Source organism: Flavobacterium sp. GSP27, assembly GCF_003970395.1.
Taxonomy (GTDB): Bacteria; Bacteroidota; Bacteroidia; order Flavobacteriales; family Flavobacteriaceae; genus Flavobacterium.
This window is the reverse complement of record NZ_RYDP01000011.1, coordinates 1-19166: the sequence shown is the minus strand read 5'-3', so window position 1 is coordinate 19166 and position 19166 is coordinate 1. Positions and strand designations below refer to the sequence as shown.

Sequence of the window (19166 nt, the reverse complement as noted above, 5' to 3'; positions counted from 1 at the left end):
GGGTTTTTGGGAATTAGGAATAGGGATTAGTAAAACGATTTTAAAATTTATTGGACTAATGCCTAGCACCTAAATCACATTTACTTCGGCCTCAATATGGATGCCAAAAATTTTAAAAATAGTGTCCTGAATATTTTTAGAAACATTCAAAATTTCCTGTCCGGTTGCATGACCATAATTCACTAAAACCAGCGCTTGATTTTTATGGATTCCGGCATCGCCAAAACGTTTTCCTTTGAAACCGGCCTGTTCTATCAGCCATCCAGCAGGAACTTTTACTTCAGTTTCTGAAATATCAAAATATTTCATTTCAGGAAATTTCTTGTAAATTTTTTCGAAATCGGATTTTAACAGAATCGGATTTTTAAAGAAACTGCCACTGTTTCCCAATGCTGCCGGATCGGGTAATTTGCTTTGTCGAATGGTAATTACAGCATTGCTGACGTCCTTTAAAGTCGGATTGCTGATGTTGTTTTTGGTTAATTCAGCCGAAATATCGCCGTAAGAAGTATTGATTTTATGGTTCTTTTTAGTCAATTTAAAAACAACTGATGTAATGATGTATTGGTTTTTTATTTCGTTTTTGAAAACACTTTCCCGGTAACCAAAATGACATTCGTCCTTTGTGAAAATTTTTATTTCCTGATTTGCTACCGTCATTGCTTCACAGGAAACAAAAGTATCTTTGATTTCAGTTCCGTAAGCACCAATGTTTTGGACCGGCGTAGTCCCTACATTTCCGGGAATTAGCGACATGTTTTCTAATCCTCCAAAATTTTGATCGATGGTCCAAAGCACAAATTCATGCCAGTTTTCGCCCGCCTGACTTCTGACCCACACAAAGTCTTCGTTTTCTTCAAGGATTTTTTTGCCTTTCAAATCGATATGAATCACAAGGGCATCAATGTCTTTTGTCAAAAGCATGTTGCTACCTCCGCCCAAAATAAATTTTTGCTGCGTTTTATTTTCTTGTAAAATAGTTGTCAAATCCTGTATAGAATGAATGGCGACAAACTGTTTTGCTTTGGCTTCAATACCAAATGTGTTGTATTTTTTTAAAGAGAAATTAGGTACTATTTCCATAAAAGAAAGGGCGTTTTGTGTTGTTGAATCCTGCACCAAAAGTAAGGATTAAAATTTAGTTGCATACGTTTTCATCCAGATATGCATCATAAACAACGGCATTAAGTACGGCGTCATTCTGGTGTCTCCTTTTTGTAAATTCATTATCAGTTTCTGGATGTGAATATGTTCAAAATAAGGGATTTGAAACAGATCACTTTTTGCAAAAGACTCTAGTTCATCTTTAAAGGCGTGACTCTTTGTGATATAATCGCCCCAAGGCGCACTCAAACCTACTTTTCTGAAATTCAGAATTTCATTTGGTAAACGTTCTTCCATTGCTTTTTTTAGAATGAATTTCCATTTTTTCCCTGAGAAGAGCCACTTGTCATCCAATGATCCTAGACCAATAATTAATCTTGGGTCTAAAAATGGTTCTCTACACTCAATGGATGCGCCCATTGTACAGCGATCGTTCCTGTCCAGTAGTGAGCATAAATAGGTGTGTTGGTCAAAATAAAGGGCTTGTCTCCGTAAGTTGTCAGGATACAAAGATTTCGCTTCTTTGTAAATTTGTTTTCGGTATTCGTTTTCAGGAGGGGTATTAATACCAAAAGTTTCCGCAATATCATTTGGATAAATAGTAGAGCCATTGTAAATAACCAAATCAGATTTTTTACTAATTTGAGCATAACGACGCAGCTTTTCATACCTCGGTTTTTTAGAAAATAATTCGATGTTGCTGATGGTTGCAATTGAATTTAACAAAGACGGATATTTCAAAGCTTTGTAGCGTACATAACCCCCCATTAACTCATCAGCACCTTCGCCGGAAAGCAATACTTTTACGGCAGGTTTTGCCATTTGAGACACTGCTAAAATATGTGGTTCGCTTAAATGCATGATGGGTTCATCCTGAAAATAAGTGGAACGTATTAACTGATCATAAAGATTCTCATCTTCTAATTGCATGGTGTGAAATCCATAATTGAACTTCTCGGCCATCATTTTTGCTAAATGCGCTTCATTGTGTTCCTTTTCTTTGAAACCCATATTGAACGTCTGAATGTCTTTATATTTTTGATGGTGTAACGAGGCTAAAACAGAGGAGGAATCCAGTCCACCACTCAATAAAACACCTACAGGCACGTCACTTACCATGCGCATTTTAACTGAATCATCAAAGGTTTCCCGAAACCATTCGACCGGATTTTTTATTTCAGGGTGGTTTTGAATTTCCTTTTTTAGATTCCACCAGTTTTCCATAATGGTTTTTCCGCCTTCTTCAATAATTAGGCTATTGCCAGGCAGTACCTTTTTTACGTGTAGGTACAGCGTGTTTTCTCCAGCTACAAATCGGTTAAAAACATATTCTTCCAGTCCGTCTTGCGCCATTTTAAGCGGAACTCCAGCCGTGAAAAGCGCTTTTTGTTCCGATGCAAAATAAAATGTTTCGTTATAAAAAGAATAATATAGCGGTTTAACGCCCATTCTGTCTCGAACAAGAGTCAGCTTTTTTTCTAATGTATCCCAAACAGCAAAAGCAAACATACCATTTAGGCGGTGGAGCATTTTTAAACCGTACAATTGAAATAATTTCATCAAAACCTCCGTGTCTGAGGTCGTTCTGATATCAAATCCATTACTTTTTAACTCTGGATAAAATTCTTTGTAGTTATAAATTTCGCCATTATAAATGAGCACATATCTTCCGTCTTCGGATAGGAAAGGCTGGTGTCCGGCTACTGAAACATCCAAGATTGAAAGTCTTCGGTGTCCAAAACCAATATTGTTTGCTATAAACAATCCTTTGTCATCCGGACCGCGATGTTTCAGAGAATCCCGCATATTAGTAAGAACGCGTTCGTTTACTTTTTTCTGAGATTGTAAATGCAAGATTCCATTAATTCCACACATAATTAATTGGATTGATTTTGGTTGATTAATTCGTGGTATTTATGGGCAATAATCTTCATGTTAATACTATAATCAGCATTTTTTTCAACAATTTTTCTATTCATAAAAACAGCTTCGTTTCGGTATTTATCGTTTTCAAATGCCCAAATTAATTCTTCGGCAAGTTTATTGTAATCATCTACGGGGACTAATTGCCCGTTTTTGCGGTGTTTAATCCAGCTTTTATTTCCGGAAATAGCACTTACAATTGGATAACAATTAGTTGCCATTGCTTCAAATAAGGATGCCGAAACGCCTTCCGTTACGGGCATACTGATGTAAATGTTTGATTCTTGCAATAGCTTTGGCAATTCCGTATTCAGAATTCTTCCGGTAAAATTGACTTTATTTTCAATGTTTAACTTTTTAACTAACTCTTTTAATTTAAAAAGTTGTGTTCCGTCTCCTACAATGGTAAGGACGAAATCTATCCCTTTTTGGTTTAAAACAGCAAACGCTTTTAAAACAATAGCATGGCAGTATTCAGGCATCAAAGAGCGGGTGACGATAGCGCAAATTTTTTCAGGATTGGCAGTTTTTTGATTGCCAAATTGCACCAAATCAATTCCCTTTGGTAATACCAAAACTTTACTCATGTCAACTTTAGCCTCCAGCATAGATGAAATCATCACGGGTCCCCAAGCGTGAATTAAATCGGCTTTTTTGAAAGCGTAATGTTGAATTATTTTTTTTAATGGAAGTGAAATAGATTTTTCCGGCCACAAATCTGTTCCGCCTTGTTGTGCGATTGCAACTGGTTTTACTCCGGACAATGCAGCAAGAAAACCATAACTGGTGGTTCGTTCCGCAATTACCATATCCGGTTTTTGCAGTTGGATTATTTTTCTGATTTTTAAAACAGCAAGTTCAAATTCGAAAATCCGTAGTATTCGGTTCTTAAAACTATCGCTAGGCGTTTTTAATTCCCATGTTATAATTTCGAAATCACCAAATTCCTTGAGTCCATTCATCCAGGTGATGGCATCGGCTCTGTAGGATTCCCCCAAAAAAAGTATCCTTCTCTTTTTTGTCGATATCATTTGAATTACTCGGAAGTTAAGGCTCGATTGATGAAATCGTTCAATGGTTTTAGCACAATCAGTTTTTGACTCATTACGGCAACAAAATCTTTTTTGGCAGCTGCCGAAAAATCAATTTTCTGTGAAGACTCAAAACTTTTTAGTTTTAATAATTCAATAGCCGGATGTTCTTTTTCGTACCCTCGTGGCGGGTTTTTCAGGGTGTTTTTTTCATTACGATCAAAGTTGTTAAATTCTTTTTTGAAATCTTTCTTCTCAAGAATAGCTTCCAGATCCTCATGAAAAAATGCTATTTCTTTGCGCATTTTTTTTAAGTCATGGGATTCCGGGCAGTACAATCCGCCGGCAATAAAACTCGCGCCTTTTTCCAGATGAATGTAATAGCCGGAACGATTCAGCCCTTTCGCACCAGACGAAAGCCAGATTCCCAAATGCGATTTGTAAGGCGTTTTGTCCTTAGAAAACCGAATGTCGCGATTGATTCTGAACGTACAATTTTTAACTTCTAGCATTTCCAGCGATGGATCCAAAGGTTTCATGGCGTCCAGTAAATCCCCAACTAGTTGTTGGTAGTCTTTCTTGAACCTTTCGTAGCGTTTTTTGTTTTCCAGAAACCAATCCCGATTATTATTGGCTTTTAAATCATCAAGAAATTGTAGTGTTTCTTTTGAAAGCATCTTGTACTATTGTATTTGTTTTCTTAATTCTTCTTCGCTAATGAAACCGGATTTTCTCCATTTTACTGCTGCTTTTTCATACAATAATAGAGTAGGAAGTTCACTGATTTTCATTTCGGTCATTAAGGTTTTGTTTTTGTCGGCATCCAATCGTATGATGGTTACGCTATCTGCTAGTTCAGTTTGCATTTTTGTGATGTAGGGCGTCATTTTTTTGCATGGCGCACACCATTCTGCATAAAAACTAACCAATATTTTTTTATCAGAGTCTACTGATTTATTGTAGTCCTGCAAAGTCATTCCAGTGATTTTGTTGCTTGGTTTAGACAGTCCTGCAGCGTCCCATTTTAATATTCCGCCTTGTAATTGGTAAACATTTGTAAAGCCAAGTTCTTCCAGTTTTTCAACGGCACTTTGACTTCTTCCGCCGCTTTTGCAGTACACGAAAACAGGTTTTGTTTTGTCTAGTTTTTCGGTGCCTGCAACAAAGCTGTCTCCGAGCCAATCTACATTTACGGCTTTATCGATATGATCTGACGAAAATTCCGCAGGCGTTCGTACATCCAGAATTTGTGGATTTGGTGTTGCCGCAATTTTTTCGCTAAAAGCTTTTGCATCGATAGTTTGACTTTCTTTTGATGCTTGTCCATTACAAGATAAAAAAGCAAAAGATATGATTAATACGAATATTGAACTGAATTTCATTGTAATTTGATTTATAATTGAATACGCTAAATTAGGTGTTTTTTCAATTTTCAGGCCTTATAAAGTACTAAATAAAAGTTATAAGTTGAAAATTTTATAGCTCTGATGGGTCAATTTTAGAATAACTTCCGTACGTTCCGGATGGGTATCTGAAATGAAAAGTTGACCAAAAGTATCGCTGTTGACCATTTCGATTATTTTGGCCACGCGACTTTCGTCTAATTTATCAAAAATATCATCAAATAACAGAATTGGTTTTACACCGCTTTGTTTTTTTAAAAACTCAAATTGCGCTAATTTTAAAGCGATCAAATACGATTTTTGTTGGCCTTGCGAGCCAAATTTCTTTATTGGATGTTGGTCAATTTCAAAGGCTAAATCGTCTTTATGGATTCCTACACTCGTATAATGTAACGCTCGGTCTTTATTGATATTTTCCTGTAAAAGGGTCAACAAGTTTTTTTCGAATAAATGGCTTTCGTAAACGAGTTGCACGGTTTCCTGTGAACCCGTTATAGCTTGATGATGGGTATTGAATATAGGAATGAATTGTTCTATAAATGCTTTTCTTTTTTCGAAAATATAGTTTCCAAAACCATTGAGTTGTTCATTATATATGGAGAGCGTGTCAGTATCGAAAACATGATTTAACGCAAAATATTTCAACAAAGCATTGCGCTGACTCATTACTTTCTGGTATTGAATAAGTTGCTGTAAATAGTGGGAGTCCAGTTGCGAAATCACACTGTCCATGAATTTCCGTCGGGTTTCGCTGCCTTCCACAATCAAATCTCTATCGGCCGGAGAAATAATCACTAAAGGAATAAACCCAATATGATCTGAGAATTTGTCGTAGGCTTTGCCGTTGCGTTTCAATATTTTTTTCTGTCCTTTTTTAAGGCTGCAGACAATTTGTTCCGTTCTTTCGTTTTTTTCAAATGCAGCATCTATAACGAAAAATTCGGCTCCATGTTTGATGTTTTGTACCGCCAATGGATTAAAATAGCTTTTTCCGTACGATAAATGGTAGATTGCATCGAGCACATTTGTTTTGCCAATACCGTTTTTACCTACAAAGCAATTTATTTTAGAGTCAAAATCAAAATTAGCTTCAGAAAAATTCTTATAATTGAACAGTGAAATTTTTTTTAAATACATGGGTAAGGCTTGCTGGTATTGAGAACTTTGCTGTTTTTGAACAGACTTTTCAAAGTGGGTGCAAATTATTGAAAAATATCGATAAAACCGTCTTTTCTGTTTTTTCTATGAGAATTATTTTGTCTTTGGAAACAAAGAATCTGATAAGATATTTTTTTTAAATATAAAAGCATATTTTTTGTTTGGGTTTGAATAAAAATTTTATTTTTGCGACTCACTAAATTAAATTTAAATGGCTACTTACAATAAAAGAGGATATAAAGCACCAAAAGAAAAAGAAACAAAAGACGGCGTTGAAGCAGTAGTAATTGATGATAAGGACAGTACAACAGCAGAAGTATTTTCTAAATTAGATCAAACCGCTACAATAACGGAGGATTGGGTAGCTAAAAACCAAAAAATTATTATTGGATTAGTTGCCGCTGCTACCCTATTTACTATTGGATATTTAGCCTACCAAAGATTTATTGCTGCGCCACAACAAGAGGAAGCCGCTAATGAAATGTTCGTGGCACAACAAAATTTTCAAAAAGCAACTGATGGAGTAGCAAGTGACTCCTTATATAAGCTGTCTTTGAATGGTTCAGAAGGTAAATTTGGATTCTTGAAAATTGCAGATGAATATTCTGGAACTGATGCTGGAAATTTAGCTAATTATTATGCTGGAATTGCCTATTTGAATACCGGAAAATATACTGAAGCGATTGATTATTTAGGTAAATTTAAATCGGATGATATTGTTTTAAGTGCGTTGGCAAAAGGAGCAATTGGAGATGCTTATTCTCAAAAAAATCAACCAAAAGAAGCGTTAGAGAATTATGTAAAAGCGGCAGGATCTAATAAAAATGATTTTACAACACCACGTTTCTTATTGAAGGCCGGAAAAACAGCTTTGGCTCTAGGAAATAAAGAAGAAGCATTGAAATATTTTACTGACATCAAAGAAAATTATGAGGGCGCTCCAGAAGCTGCTTCAGTTGACGTTTTAATAGGATTGGCACAATAATATAAAAGTTAATAGTCACAGTTTTTAGTTTCCAGAAACTGCATACTGCGACTGTGACTGAAAACTAAATAAGATGGCTACCGAAAATAAAAATTTATCCGAGTATGACAAAAATATGGTTCCAGACGCGAAAAAATTTCGTTTCGGAATTGTAGTTGCAGAATGGAATGACACCATCACCGAAGGGCTTTTTGATGGGGCATTCAAGACATTATTAGAAAATGAAGTTCCTTCCGGACAAATCATACGGTGGAATGTTCCAGGGAGTTTTGAACTTGTCTATGGAGCCAAAAAAATGTTGCAAACTCAAAATGTGGATGCTGTTATTGTTATAGGGTGCGTCATCCAAGGACAAACCAAACATTTTGATTTTGTGTGTGAAGGCGTTACGCAGGGAATAAAAGATTTGAATGTTCAAACGGATGTTCCGGTTATCTTTTGTGTTTTGACAGATAATACCATGCAACAATCAATTGATAGAAGCGGAGGAATTCATGGAAATAAAGGGACTGAAGCAGCTATTGCTGCTATAAAAATGGCTTATATCCGCCAGCAGGCTTCTTTGAATCATCAGTTTGATAACCAACAGTTATTGTCTTCCGGTGCTTTGCAAATTGAAAATTTGCCATTGGAATTAAAAGAATAAGAATAAAAATTTATAATTCTTTAACCTATACTATTGCATATATAGTATAGGTTTTTTGTTTTATTTATGATTAAATACGCTACCATTCCCCGTAGAAATTCATTAAATTTGTGCTTCTTGGTTTTATAATAAACTATTGTCGCCCGGAGAAGTCTATACTGAGCGAAGTCGAAGTACAGTCAAAGGGATAAACTTTAAACCTAATTTTTTTAATGTCGAGTATAATTCAATTACTTCCGGATCATGTTGCCAATCAAATTGCTGCTGGCGAAGTCGTTCAAAGACCCGCTTCGGTAGTCAAAGAATTGCTCGAAAACGCGGTAGATGCCAGAGCAACGGATATCAAACTAATTATTAAAGATGCCGGAAAAGCATTGGTTCAAGTCATTGACAATGGTTTAGGGATGAGTGTTACTGATGCGCGTTTGTGTTTTGAGCGCCATGCTACCTCCAAAATCCGTCATGCCGAAGATTTATTTTCACTGCATACCAAAGGGTTTCGTGGCGAAGCATTAGCATCTATTGCGGCAATTGCCCATGTGGAAATGAAAACCAAACAAGATCAGGAAGAACTTGGAACCCATATTATTGTTGAAGGCAGTAAATTCGTATCTCAAGAGGTAGCTGTTTTGCCTAAAGGAACTTCATTTGCCGTGAAAAACTTGTTTTTTAATATTCCAGCACGACGGAATTTCTTAAAGTCGGACACCGTAGAATACCGCCATGTAGTGGATGAGTTTCAGCGTGTGGCTTTGGCTCATCCAAAAATACATTTTACATTTTATCACAACGGCAGTGAAATGTTCAACTTGCCTCCATCAACTTTACGACAACGAATTGTGAATATTTTTTCAGGTAAAACCAATGAAAAATTAGTTCCGGTTCAGGAAGAAACTGAAATTGTAACAATTCAAGGATTTGTAAGCAAACCAGAATTTGCCAAAAAAAATCGTGGAGAACAATTTTTCTTTGTCAATGACCGTTTTATAAAAAGCGGTTATTTGCATCATGCGGTTATGGCTGCCTATGACGGAATCTTGAAAGACGGTGCGCAGCCCAGTTATTTTTTATATTTGTCAGTGCCACCCAACACTATTGATATCAATATTCATCCCACTAAAACGGAAATTAAGTTTGATGACGAACATGCTTTATATGCTATTTTACGATCTTCAATAAAGCATAGTTTGGGCCAGTTTAATGTGGCTCCAGTATTAGATTTTGATCGCGATTCAAATTTAGATACGCCGTATCATTACAAAGATTTAGAAGGTGCTACACCGACGATTCAGGTAGATGGCAACTTCAATCCGTTTTCTGAAGAAAAACCCAGTAAGCAATTTTCCAGTTATAGAAAACCAGAACCAACCGCTAATTGGGAAAGTTTATACGTAGGCTTAAAACAGGATACGGATGAAATAGGGCATTTGACTTTCGAAAATGAAGAAGTTACCTCGTCTTTATTTAATGACGAAGAAGTGGAGCATTCTGTTCATAAAACGTATCAAATACATAAAAAATATATTGTTTCCTCCATCAAATCCGGAATGGTAATTGTCGATCAGCAGCGGGCGCACCAACGTGTTTTGTATGAGCAGTTTTTGGTCAATATGACGGTTAATCAAGCCTCAAGTCAGCAGTTATTATTTCCTTTGAACCTATTTTATTCGTCAAGCGAAATGGAGCTTATCGGGGAATTACAATTATCATTAATGAATACCGGATTTGTTTTTGAAGAAAATAACACCGATCATATTGTTATTTCAGGAATACCGGTAAATGTAACGGAGAGTGAAGTTTCACTGGTTTTAGAACAATTATTAAGTGATTTGCAGGACGGAATTCCAGAAAGCAGTTTCAGCCAGAACGATACGATTGCCAAATCGATGGCCAAAAGTTTAGCCGTGAAAACAGGAACACACCTGACAGAAAAAGAACAGGAAAATTTGGTCAACGGACTTTTTGCCTGTAAAGACCCAAATGTTTCCCCATTCTATAAACCCACTTTCATCACCATGCGTGTGGAAGATTTAGATAAAAAATTTGCATTATGAGAAACGTTACTGAAACCGTAAAACAATTAATTATTATCAATGTATTGTTTTTTGTAGGGACACTGATTATAAAAGAGCCCGCCTATAAAATATTAGCATTGTATTTTCCGGAAAACCCAAGTTTTCAATTGTGGCAACCGGTGACGCACATGTTTATGCATGGCGGTTTTATGCATATTTTTTTCAATATGTTTGCGTTATATTCTTTTGGATCTGCTTTAGAGCAAATGTGGGGAAGTAAGAAATTCTTATTTTTCTATGTTTCCTGCGGATTAGGTGCAGCGTTGTTGCATACCGGAGTCAATTATTACTATTTTCAAGACGGATTGAATACGCTAATGGCTAATGGTTTTTCTAAACAAGAAATTTTGCAAATTTTGAACGAAGGTAAGATTGATACCAGATGGCAGGAGATCTTAGCGGTTTCTGATTTTCAGAATTTCACAAGTGCCTATGTAGGTACTGCAGTGGGAGCCTCTGGCGCTATTTATGGAACGATAGTAGCCTTTGCCTTTATGTTTCCTAATGCTGAGTTGTCTTTGATGTTTATTCCTGTACCCATAAAAGCAAAGTATTTTGTTCCGGGTTTAGTGTTAATCGATTTGTACCTGGGTATTTCAGGAAAATCAATTTTTGGTGGTGGCGGAATTGCCCATTTTGCCCACGTTGGTGGCGCCTTATTTGGTTTTATTATTACGTGGTACTGGAAGAAAAATCAGTTCAATAAGAACCGTTGGAATTAAAAGTCTAACAGCTTTTAAAGTAGTATATAACCTAAACAGCAGCTCTTAAATCCCAATTAACTTATGAATATTATCGACGACCTGAAATTACAATACAAAATGGGAGGAATAGTGACTCAGCTACTCTTTTGGAATGTCGCTTTGTTTGTGCTTCCGTGGTTGTTTTTTGCACTTTTATCCGTGTTGAGTGTCCATATTGATCATGTTCAATATGTGAGTTTGTCGTCTAATCCGTTGGATTTGCTCTGGAAACCATGGTCGTTGCTTTCGTATGCTTTTTTTCACAGCGGCATCATGCATATTGTTTTTAATATGATTGTTTTGAATTTTTCAGGCAGATTGTTTATGACGTTTTTTACCTCCAAACAGTTGTTGGGCTTGTATCTTCTGAGTGCCATTTTTGCGGGGATTTGTTATATTCTGGTGTTTTATGTTTTAAATATCAATGCACCAATGGTAGGGGCTTCAGCTGCTATCATGGGTATTTTAGTAGCTGTTACAACTTATTATCCGTTGATGAGCGTACAGCTTTTGATTATTGGAAATGTCAAATTATGGCATATAACCGCTGTAATTATTATTATTGATTTGATGCAGCTGCGTTCCGAAAATATGGGTGGACATATTTCTCACCTTTCCGGAGCTCTTTTTGGTTTTATTTTTATTAAATTGCTTCAAAATGGAACGGATTTAAGTACAATTGTATCTCGTAGTTTAGATTTTTTTACAAATTTGTTTCGTAAAAAACCTACTACACCGTTCAAAAAAGTACACAAAAATTACCGTAAACCTGTTGAAAAAACGGCTTCAAAAATAATTGAAAAAGATAAAGCACAGCAACAGATTGATGAGATTTTAGATAAAATCAGCCAGTCCGGTTACGATAGTTTGACTAAAGAAGAGAAAGAGTTCTTGTTTAAAGTAGGTAAATAAGCTTTTTAAAGTGGTTAACATTTTTGTTTAAATATAAAATATAGAAAAAAATGAAAAATCTTTCATGGTTTAATAAAGGAATGTTTTTTTTGAACATAGTCCTTACCCTTGTGACTTTTACTGCCTATGTTTTGCCTTTTCTAGCCCCTAAATCGTTTCCTTTTTTGTCAGTTTTGACACTTTTTATGCCTCTTTTTTTTATATTAAACGGCTTGTTTTTTATGTATTGGGCCATACAATTCAAAAAACAGTTGATTGTATCGGGTTTAGTATTATTGATTGGCATTACTTTTATAAATAAATTCTATAAGTTTTCAGCACCGGAAGTAATTAAAGAAGAAAAAGATTTTACTATAATGAGCTACAATGTGCGCTTGCTAAATGTTTTTAAGTGGATCGATAGAGATGATGTGCCCTCAGATATTTTAAACTTTATAAATGATAAGAATCCAGATATAGTGTGTATTCAGGAATTTTCATCTTCGGGTAATATTGATTTAAAGGTATATCCACATCGTTATATTTTTATGAATGGTGATAAAATTAAAACAGGACAAGCAATATTTTCAAAATTTCCAATCCTTAATCAAGGGAAAATAACGTTTCCTAACTCCAGTAATAATGTGATTTTTGCTGATATAAAAAAAGGAAAGGACATTATCAGAGTCTATAACATGCATTTACAATCTATCAAAATTTCTCCCGATGTAGATGAAATTGATGAAAATATTGAGGTCATTAATCAACAAAAATCGCAAATGCTTTTTATCAGAATCAGCAAAGCGTTCAAACAACAGCAACAGCAAGCAGAGATTTTTAAGGAACACAAAATGAAATGTATTTACCCTACAATTATTTGCGGAGATATGAATAATAGTGCGTTTTCTTACGTGTACCGTAACATAAAGGGCAACATGAAAGACAGTTTTGAAGAAGCCGGAACCGGTTTTGGAGAGACGTATAAATTCAGGTATTACCCGGCCAGAATTGACTATATTTTTGCCGATGAGAAAATGTCAGTAAAGAAATTTGAAAACTTTCCTCGATTTATTAACTCGGATCATTTTCCTATTATGGCACGATTGTCTTATGAGTAGCAAGTAGAGAAGTGCTTTATTTGATAATCAATTCTTGTTTTCTCAAATAATCTATCGCGTATTTTCCTTCATTAAACAGCAAATCCAGAACACTCAAATTGTTGATAAAACCATGTTTGTCATCAAATACCTGTGTGTAGTTTTCAAATATCGAAAGATCTTTTTTTCCGTTGACCAAAGCTCTTAAGTCGGTAGTTGTCTCGGTATTAACCTCGTGAAAGTATTCCGTGGTTGTAGTGTAATCCAGTTTTATTCGGAAACATTTGGATAGAAGGGCTACAATTTCAAAATTTAAATCCAATAAAAATAGTTGTTTTTTTTCAAAAATGGGACGAATGTCATCTTCAAAATATTCAAAAAAAGGAGAACTTCTGTAGGCGGCTTCCAATGATTTGAAATGCTGTTTTTGCCAGTCAAAGTCGGTTTCAATTTTGATGTCTTTAGTTTTTTGATGACTTTCTTTTGAATGCTTCACGGGAATATTCAACAGCTGAATCCCATTGGGACTATAAATATAAGCGCGGTTGCGATTGGTTTGTTTTTGAAAATTATCGGCAATCTCAAAGGTGATGCTCTCCGATTGTACCATGGCAGCAAAATTGCTAATCGAGGGGAAGTAAGTTGGGTGTATGAGAATATTCATATTTGTCTAAAGTTTTTAAAGTTATAATGTCCAAAGTCATAAAGTTAGATTAGATCCTAACTTGATGACTTTGGACGTTTGAACTTTGGACTAATTTTTCGCCTCTTTTCTTTTTTTCCAAAAATATTCTCCTACGAAGAAAATAACGAGTCCTAACAGGAATAATTTAAAATACGACTGCGGTTGCCCTTCACCGCTAACCGTTGTGAAAACCCTGTCCCAGCGTACTTTTTCTAATCCTTTGCCGTTAGGATCGATACTGAGCCATATAAATATAGGTTTCCCTACAATGTGATTTTCGGGTACAAATCCCCAATAACGACTGTCTTCAGAGTTATGACGGTTGTCTCCCATCATCCAGTAATAATTTTGTTTGAAGGTGTATGTTTTTACAACGGCACCGTTCAATCTGATTTCGTTTCCTGTAACCTTTAGATCATTTTTTTTACCATCCTCATTCATTTCATAATCAGTAATGATTGCTTTGTAGAAAGGCAGCGTTTCAGTGGTTAACGCAACCGTTTTTCCTTTTTCCGGAATGTAAATTGGGCCAAAATTATCACGATTCCATTTATTGATATGCGGGAAGATTGTGTTGTCCGCATCCTTTGCTATCTGTCTGATTACAGACGTGATACCTGGTGTATTTTTTAATCGTTCTGCACCTGCTTCAGTCAAGGCACTCAGAAAAAGGGTGTCTCTTTTTGTTTGATCTATAAATCCAGCAGGATCCGTCACATCTAAATCCTTAAATATTGATTCAAAATCGATAGGTGTTTTTCCGTCCAGAGCTACTTTATAAGAGAACTGTGGTTTAGCTCTTTCGGGCATTTGCAAGAGTTTGCCATCAATATAAATCATGCCATCCTTTATGGACAAGCTGTCTCCTGGTATTCCCAGGCATCTTTTTACATAATTCGATTTCTTGTCAACGGGCTTGTAGGCACGTCTTTTTGAAGTATCAAAAAATCTATAAACGGTATCAACCGGCCAGTTGAACACAACAATATCCGTACGATCAATATTCTGAATGCCGGGCAGTCTCATGTACGGCAATTGTGGCCAGATGAGGTATGATTTACTTTTTGTCAAAGGAATAGAGTCGTGTACCATTGGGAATGCTACTGTGGTCATGGGAACTCTCGCGCCATAATTCATTTTGCTTACAAATAGAAAATCACCGACTAATAAGGATTTTTCTAAGGAGGAGGTAGGGATGGTATACGGTTGAATGAAATAGGTATGAACAACTGTGGCTACAATTACAGCAAAAAGCAAGGAGCTAATAGTGTCTGCCGTTTTGTTTTCAGGACTAAGGCTTCTGTCAGCATTATAATTTAATTTTTGGGTATAATTAATGTAGTATATATATAATCCAAAAGTAATTATTCCCAGAAAAGTGTCTAATCCGGATCGTTTTCCAAAACTGCGTAGCGTTTCTACCCAGATTACCGGAAATACAATGAGATTGATGATTGGAATAAATAGCAATACAGTCCACCAAGTGGGACGTCCTATTATTTTCATTAAAACAATTGCATTGTAAACAGGAATAGCGGCTTCCCAACGTTTTCTGCCGGCGCTCTCATACAGTTTCCAAGTTCCTAGAAAGTGAATAATCTGGACTAGCAGAAAAAATACAAACCATTGATATACTGACATAGTTTTTTGTTTTAAGTTTGAGATTTAAGATTGTTTCGCTAGAAATGTACTCAAACAGGTGAATAATTTTATTTTAATTCTAATACATCTTTCATTGTGAAAACGCCTTGCTTTCCTACAATCCATTCAGCGGCAATGACTGCCCCAAGCGCAAATCCTTCACGATTGTGCGCGGTGTGCTTCATTTCGATTGCATCCACAGCAGAATTGTAATTAACGGTATGCGTGCCAGGTATTGTACCAATTCTTTTGGCTTTTATAGGAATTTGTTTTTCCAGTTCGTTTGGGCTCAAGTGATTTGCTTCCGGTTTTTCTAAGGTCCAGTTGGTGTAAGAACTATTTGCAAGTATTCCGTTGGCCAATGAAATAGCAGTTCCGCTAGGTGCATCCAGTTTTTGGGTATGATGAATTTCTTCAATCGCTACTTTGTACGTATCAAATTTCGACATGATTTTAGCCAGATATTCATTGAGTTCAAAGAAAATATTTACTCCTAAACTAAAGTTAGAACTGGAAATAAAAGCGCCTTTTTTTTGATTACAAAGTGCCACCATCTCCTCATACTGTTCCAGCCATCCTGTGGTTCCTGAAATAACGGGCACATTGGCCTGGAAACAACTGGAAATATTGCTCACTGCAGCAGTTGGAACACTGAAATCAATTGCCACATCAGCTGCTGAAAGTCCATCAAAAGTGTTCTTTTCCTCTTTTTTCAAAACGATTTCATGCCCTCTTTCCAGTGCAATCCGTTCAATTACCTGACCCATTTTTCCGTATCCTAAAAGCGCAATTTTCATTTTTTATTTTTTTTTGAATAGTGTACAATTCCTATTAGTAGTAATCCTATTAAAAGACCGGCGATAAAACCAGAAAAGAAATCATTCATTCGGATCGAATCAAACGCTTTAATTTCTGAATAATTCACTAAGGTGAGCAGCAGTAAAACGGTAGTGAGGATAAAAAAATATTTCTTTCCTATTTTAGTAACTAATAACATAAGCAGCGGTTCTTTTTTTTGTATTTAAGCTTTCCGGTTTTGTGTCTAAAACTGATAATTAAATGTTAGTCCTACATTCGTCTTAAATGTTACATTATCTGGATAAAGAACGGGTCTTACGGATAAGTTTTCATCAACATTAAATTGTAATAAAGCTGCATCTACATTCGCATCAAGAATATTCAGGGCGTAAAAGGCAATTGTTATCAAAGCGGACAAATCACGATTTCGCTGGTAAAATTTTTGGCCGGCAATTAATCGATTGTTGTCTAAGAATGCTAAATCGTCAGTGGTGTAGCCTTCTAGGCGACTTTTATAGGCGTCTCTGTATTGGTGGTATTTTTTATTACTGTCGATGTAAAAGTAAAGACTGGTTCCTATGGCGCCATAAACCAGCGGTATTTTCCAGTATTTTTTATTGTAAGCCTGGCCTAATCCTGGTAAAATTGCAGAAAAAAAAGCAGCTTTTGCTGGGGTCAACGGATCAATGTCATTTGATTTCAAAGTGTCTTTTGCCACCAAAACCGCCTCTGTTCCCGTTTGGGAAAAAACAGTGTGATTTCCTAAAGTGAAAAGGAGCAGACTTATGAAAATGATTTTATGCACTATTCGTTTATTAGTTTAATGATTCTTTTGAAGTCTTCTTCAGAGTGAAATGGAATTGTGATTTTTCCTTTACCATTTCCGGCTACTTTCACATCGACTTTAGTTCCAAAATAATTTGTAAAAACGCTCTTTTGAGTATCTGCAATTTCAAAGGATGCAGTTTTTGGTTTTCCGGCGACTTTAGGTTTTAAACTTTCCTGATAGTTTTTTACCAAAGCTTCCGTATCACGAACCGATAGATTTTGACTGACAATTTTTTGATAAATATCAGTTTGAATATCCTGGTCTTCAATATTGATTATCGCACGACCGTGACCCATACTGATAAAACCATCTCGAATTCCGGTTTGGATTATAGGATCCAGTTTCAAAAGCCTCAAATAATTAGCAATAGTAGAGCGTTTTTTCCCTACTCGCTCACTCATTTGTTCCTGAGTCAGTTGAATCTCATCGATCAAACGTTGGTAGGATAAGGCAATCTCAATAGGATCTAAATCGTGGCGCTGAATATTTTCGACTAAGGCCATCACCAGCGATTCGTTGTCATTTGCAATCCGAATGTACGCAGGAACAGTAGTCAATCCCACAAGGGTAGAGGCACGAAGACGGCGTTCTCCTGAAATCAATTGGTATTTATTGAAATCTAGTTTTCTAACAGTGATTGGTTGAATAACACCTAATTCCTTGATAGAAGTTGCTAATTCCCGCAATGATTCCTCATTGAAATTGCTTCTGGGCTGGAACGGATTTATTTCAATAGCTTCAATATCAAGCTCAATAATGTTTCCTACAACTTTATCGGCATTTTTATCATTTACGGATTTTATATCGTTTTCCGGATCTTTCAATAACGCAGATAATCCTCTTCCCAGGGCTTGTTTTTTTAGTGCTTTTGCCATAAAACTATTTGCTGTTTTTCTTTATAACTTCTTGAGCTAGATGCAGGTAATTGGTAGCTCCTTTGCTTGTTGCATCGTAGTTTATAATGCTTTCGCCAAAACTGGGTGCTTCACTCAATTTGACATTTCTTTGAATAATAGTGTCAAAAACCATGTCGTTAAAATGTTTCTGAACCTCTTCAACCACTTGGTTTGACAAACGCAAACGGGAGTCAAACATGGTCAATAATAATCCTTCGATATCTAAATCCGGATTGTGAATTTTTTGGATACTTTTTATGGTATTCAGTAATTTCCCTAGTCCTTCTAATGCAAAATATTCACACTGAATAGGAATAATTACGGAGTCAGCGGCCGTCAACGCATTTAAGGTAAGTAATCCCAATGATGGCGCACAATCTATGATAATATAGTCGTAATCGTCTTTGATACTTTCTAATGCTAGTTTAAGCATATATTCTCTATTCTCCTTATCGACTAATTCAATTTCAATAGCAACAAGATCAATATGCGATGGAATCACATCCACGTTTATAGCAGAACATTTTATGATGGCCTCTTTTGGTGTGTGACTGTGTTCTAAAATTTGATACGTACCTATTTCTACGGATTCCACGTCAATACCCAATCCGGAGGACGCATTAGCCTGAGGATCAGCATCAATAAGTAATACTTTTTTTTCTAAAACACCCAATGAAGCAGCAAGATTAACTGACGTAGTAGTTTTGCCAACCCCTCCTTTTTGATTAGCAATCGCGATGATTTTGCCCATTTATTTTTCTAAATTTTGAACCGTAAAAATACAATTATTTATGGTTTCTAAAAATCTATTTTGTTAACATTTGTTAATGCTTGATTAGTCGCTATTTGACCATTCCTGTTTTGAAAACGAATTTCATTTTATGGGAGCTATTTCAGCAGTGCACTACAATCCCGATTGTTCGGGACTTGAGTTGCAATGTGGGCTAGGGGAAGTTGTGCATTCATTCTGCTTTGAAAAAATATTTTTATTTAGATTTTTATATTGATTTTCCAACTAAATAATTTTAGTTCTTAATTTCAGTAATAGTTTTGCTAAAGCAAAAAATAATGCTATCTTTGCACCCGCTTACGGGGTGTAGCGTAGCTCGGTTATCGCGCCTGCTTTGGGAGCAGGAGGCCGCAGGTTCGAATCCTGCCACCCCGACAAAAGCCGAACAAGTGTGGAGGGCACTGAAAAACTTCACTTATTTTGATTAGCATCCTTTTTTAGACAATAAAAAAACGCTTATAACAGGATTTT

18 protein-coding genes and 1 tRNA gene are annotated in these 19166 nt (G+C 36.0%); 7 read left to right on the top strand and 12 right to left on the bottom strand.

The annotated features are described in order from the left end of the window. Window positions 1-69: 69 nt before the first annotated feature. From murB to EKM05_RS10480, 6 genes are all read right to left on the bottom strand, one after another. Window positions 70-1083: a UDP-N-acetylmuramate dehydrogenase gene (gene murB, locus EKM05_RS10505; protein WP_126555053.1), complete on the bottom strand. Its 1014-nt coding sequence runs from the start codon at window positions 1081-1083 to the stop codon at window positions 70-72. Window positions 1084-1131: 48 nt separating this feature from the next. Beyond that, window positions 1132-2979 (bottom strand): asparagine synthase (glutamine-hydrolyzing), encoded by a 1848-nt coding sequence (gene asnB, locus EKM05_RS10500; protein ID WP_126555051.1) that lies wholly within the window; start codon window positions 2977-2979, stop codon window positions 1132-1134. Between the two features lie 2 nt (window positions 2980-2981). Beyond that, window positions 2982-4058: a glycosyltransferase family 4 protein gene (locus EKM05_RS10495; protein WP_126555049.1), complete on the bottom strand. Its 1077-nt coding sequence runs from the start codon at window positions 4056-4058 to the stop codon at window positions 2982-2984. Between the two features lie 5 nt (window positions 4059-4063). Continuing rightward, entirely contained in the window at window positions 4064-4735 is a 672-nt protein-coding gene (locus tag EKM05_RS10490; protein WP_126555047.1) for a DUF2461 domain-containing protein, read from the bottom strand. 6 nt (window positions 4736-4741) lie between these two features. Beyond that, window positions 4742-5440 carry a thioredoxin domain-containing protein gene (locus EKM05_RS10485; protein ID WP_126461487.1) on the bottom strand — a complete coding sequence of 233 codons (699 nt, stop codon included), beginning with the start codon at window positions 5438-5440 and terminating at the stop codon, window positions 4742-4744. 78 nt (window positions 5441-5518) lie between these two features. Beyond that, window positions 5519-6598: a DNA replication/repair protein RecF gene (locus EKM05_RS10480; RefSeq protein WP_126555045.1), complete on the bottom strand. Its 1080-nt coding sequence runs from the start codon at window positions 6596-6598 to the stop codon at window positions 5519-5521. Window positions 6599-6830: 232 nt separating this feature from the next. Here EKM05_RS10480 and EKM05_RS10475 point away from each other — a divergent pair, with 232 nt between their 5' ends. From EKM05_RS10475 to EKM05_RS10450, 6 genes are all read left to right on the top strand, one after another. Next, the gene (locus tag EKM05_RS10475; protein WP_126555043.1) at window positions 6831-7604 is read left to right on the top strand and encodes a tol-pal system YbgF family protein; all 774 of its coding nucleotides are present in this window, start codon (window positions 6831-6833) and stop codon (window positions 7602-7604) included. Between the two features lie 73 nt (window positions 7605-7677). After that, window positions 7678-8250, top strand: coding sequence for a 6,7-dimethyl-8-ribityllumazine synthase (gene ribH, locus EKM05_RS10470; protein ID WP_126453629.1), 573 nt, complete (start codon window positions 7678-7680; stop codon window positions 8248-8250). 212 nt (window positions 8251-8462) lie between these two features. After that, the gene (gene mutL / locus EKM05_RS10465) at window positions 8463-10304 is read left to right on the top strand and encodes a DNA mismatch repair endonuclease MutL (RefSeq protein WP_126461478.1); all 1842 of its coding nucleotides are present in this window, start codon (window positions 8463-8465) and stop codon (window positions 10302-10304) included. Beyond that, on the top strand, window positions 10301-11047 hold the full coding sequence (locus EKM05_RS10460; RefSeq protein ID WP_126461475.1) for a rhomboid family intramembrane serine protease: 747 nt from the start codon (window positions 10301-10303) through the stop codon (window positions 11045-11047). Before mutL ends, EKM05_RS10460 begins: the two co-directional genes overlap by 4 nt. A gap of 63 nt (window positions 11048-11110) precedes the next feature. After that, complete coding sequence (locus EKM05_RS10455) at window positions 11111-11980, top strand: rhomboid family intramembrane serine protease (protein WP_126555041.1); 870 nt, start codon at window positions 11111-11113, stop codon at window positions 11978-11980. 50 nt (window positions 11981-12030) lie between these two features. Beyond that, the gene (locus tag EKM05_RS10450; protein WP_126461469.1) at window positions 12031-13077 is read left to right on the top strand and encodes an endonuclease/exonuclease/phosphatase family protein; all 1047 of its coding nucleotides are present in this window, start codon (window positions 12031-12033) and stop codon (window positions 13075-13077) included. A gap of 16 nt (window positions 13078-13093) precedes the next feature. Here EKM05_RS10450 and EKM05_RS10445 read toward each other — a convergent pair whose 3' ends face one another. The 6 genes from EKM05_RS10445 to EKM05_RS10420 form a co-directional block, all read right to left on the bottom strand. Then, window positions 13094-13720, bottom strand: a complete 627-nt coding sequence (locus EKM05_RS10445; RefSeq protein ID WP_126555039.1) for a WbqC family protein — start codon at window positions 13718-13720, stop codon at window positions 13094-13096. 90 nt (window positions 13721-13810) lie between these two features. Next, window positions 13811-15382, bottom strand: a complete 1572-nt coding sequence (gene lepB / locus EKM05_RS10440; protein ID WP_126555037.1) for a signal peptidase I — start codon at window positions 15380-15382, stop codon at window positions 13811-13813. A 68-nt stretch (window positions 15383-15450) separates the two neighbouring features. Next, on the bottom strand, window positions 15451-16179 hold the full coding sequence (gene dapB / locus EKM05_RS10435; RefSeq protein WP_126453644.1) for a 4-hydroxy-tetrahydrodipicolinate reductase: 729 nt from the start codon (window positions 16177-16179) through the stop codon (window positions 15451-15453). A gap of 245 nt (window positions 16180-16424) precedes the next feature. Beyond that, on the bottom strand, window positions 16425-16985 hold the full coding sequence (locus EKM05_RS10430) for a DUF5683 domain-containing protein (protein ID WP_126461437.1): 561 nt from the start codon (window positions 16983-16985) through the stop codon (window positions 16425-16427). After that, window positions 16985-17884 (bottom strand): ParB/RepB/Spo0J family partition protein, encoded by a 900-nt coding sequence (locus EKM05_RS10425; protein ID WP_126453647.1) that lies wholly within the window; start codon window positions 17882-17884, stop codon window positions 16985-16987. Before EKM05_RS10425 ends, EKM05_RS10430 begins: the two co-directional genes overlap by 1 nt. Window positions 17885-17888: 4 nt before the next feature. Beyond that, window positions 17889-18656 (bottom strand): ParA family protein, encoded by a 768-nt coding sequence (locus EKM05_RS10420; RefSeq protein ID WP_126453649.1) that lies wholly within the window; start codon window positions 18654-18656, stop codon window positions 17889-17891. A gap of 339 nt (window positions 18657-18995) precedes the next feature. Between EKM05_RS10420 and EKM05_RS10415 the strand changes: the two genes are divergently transcribed. Beyond that, a tRNA-Pro gene (locus EKM05_RS10415) sits at window positions 18996-19070 on the top strand. Window positions 19071-19166 lie beyond the last annotated feature (96 nt).

Excerpts from the sequence above, each read along its gene's own strand:
- murB (WP_126555053.1), bottom strand. The coding sequence starts at position 1,083 with ATGGAAATAGTACCTAATTTCTCTTTAAAAAAATACAACACATTTGGT.
- asnB (WP_126555051.1), bottom strand. The coding sequence starts at position 2,979 with ATGTGTGGAATTAATGGAATCTTGCATTTACAATCTCAGAAAAAAGTA.
- EKM05_RS10495 (WP_126555049.1), bottom strand. The coding sequence starts at position 4,058 with ATGATATCGACAAAAAAGAGAAGGATACTTTTTTTGGGGGAATCCTAC.
- EKM05_RS10490 (WP_126555047.1), bottom strand. The coding sequence starts at position 4,735 with ATGCTTTCAAAAGAAACACTACAATTTCTTGATGATTTAAAAGCCAAT.
- EKM05_RS10485 (WP_126461487.1), bottom strand. The coding sequence starts at position 5,440 with ATGAAATTCAGTTCAATATTCGTATTAATCATATCTTTTGCTTTTTTA.
- EKM05_RS10480 (WP_126555045.1), bottom strand. The coding sequence starts at position 6,598 with ATGTATTTAAAAAAAATTTCACTGTTCAATTATAAGAATTTTTCTGAA.
- EKM05_RS10475 (WP_126555043.1), top strand. The coding sequence starts at position 6,831 with ATGGCTACTTACAATAAAAGAGGATATAAAGCACCAAAAGAAAAAGAA.
- ribH (WP_126453629.1), top strand. The coding sequence starts at position 7,678 with ATGGCTACCGAAAATAAAAATTTATCCGAGTATGACAAAAATATGGTT.
- mutL (WP_126461478.1), top strand. The coding sequence starts at position 8,463 with ATGTCGAGTATAATTCAATTACTTCCGGATCATGTTGCCAATCAAATT.
- EKM05_RS10460 (WP_126461475.1), top strand. The coding sequence starts at position 10,301 with ATGAGAAACGTTACTGAAACCGTAAAACAATTAATTATTATCAATGTA.
- EKM05_RS10455 (WP_126555041.1), top strand. The coding sequence starts at position 11,111 with ATGAATATTATCGACGACCTGAAATTACAATACAAAATGGGAGGAATA.
- EKM05_RS10450 (WP_126461469.1), top strand. The coding sequence starts at position 12,031 with ATGAAAAATCTTTCATGGTTTAATAAAGGAATGTTTTTTTTGAACATA.
- EKM05_RS10445 (WP_126555039.1), bottom strand. The coding sequence starts at position 13,720 with ATGAATATTCTCATACACCCAACTTACTTCCCCTCGATTAGCAATTTT.
- lepB (WP_126555037.1), bottom strand. The coding sequence starts at position 15,382 with ATGTCAGTATATCAATGGTTTGTATTTTTTCTGCTAGTCCAGATTATT.
- dapB (WP_126453644.1), bottom strand. The coding sequence starts at position 16,179 with ATGAAAATTGCGCTTTTAGGATACGGAAAAATGGGTCAGGTAATTGAA.
- EKM05_RS10425 (WP_126453647.1), bottom strand. The coding sequence starts at position 17,884 with ATGGCAAAAGCACTAAAAAAACAAGCCCTGGGAAGAGGATTATCTGCG.
- EKM05_RS10420 (WP_126453649.1), bottom strand. The coding sequence starts at position 18,656 with ATGGGCAAAATCATCGCGATTGCTAATCAAAAAGGAGGGGTTGGCAAA.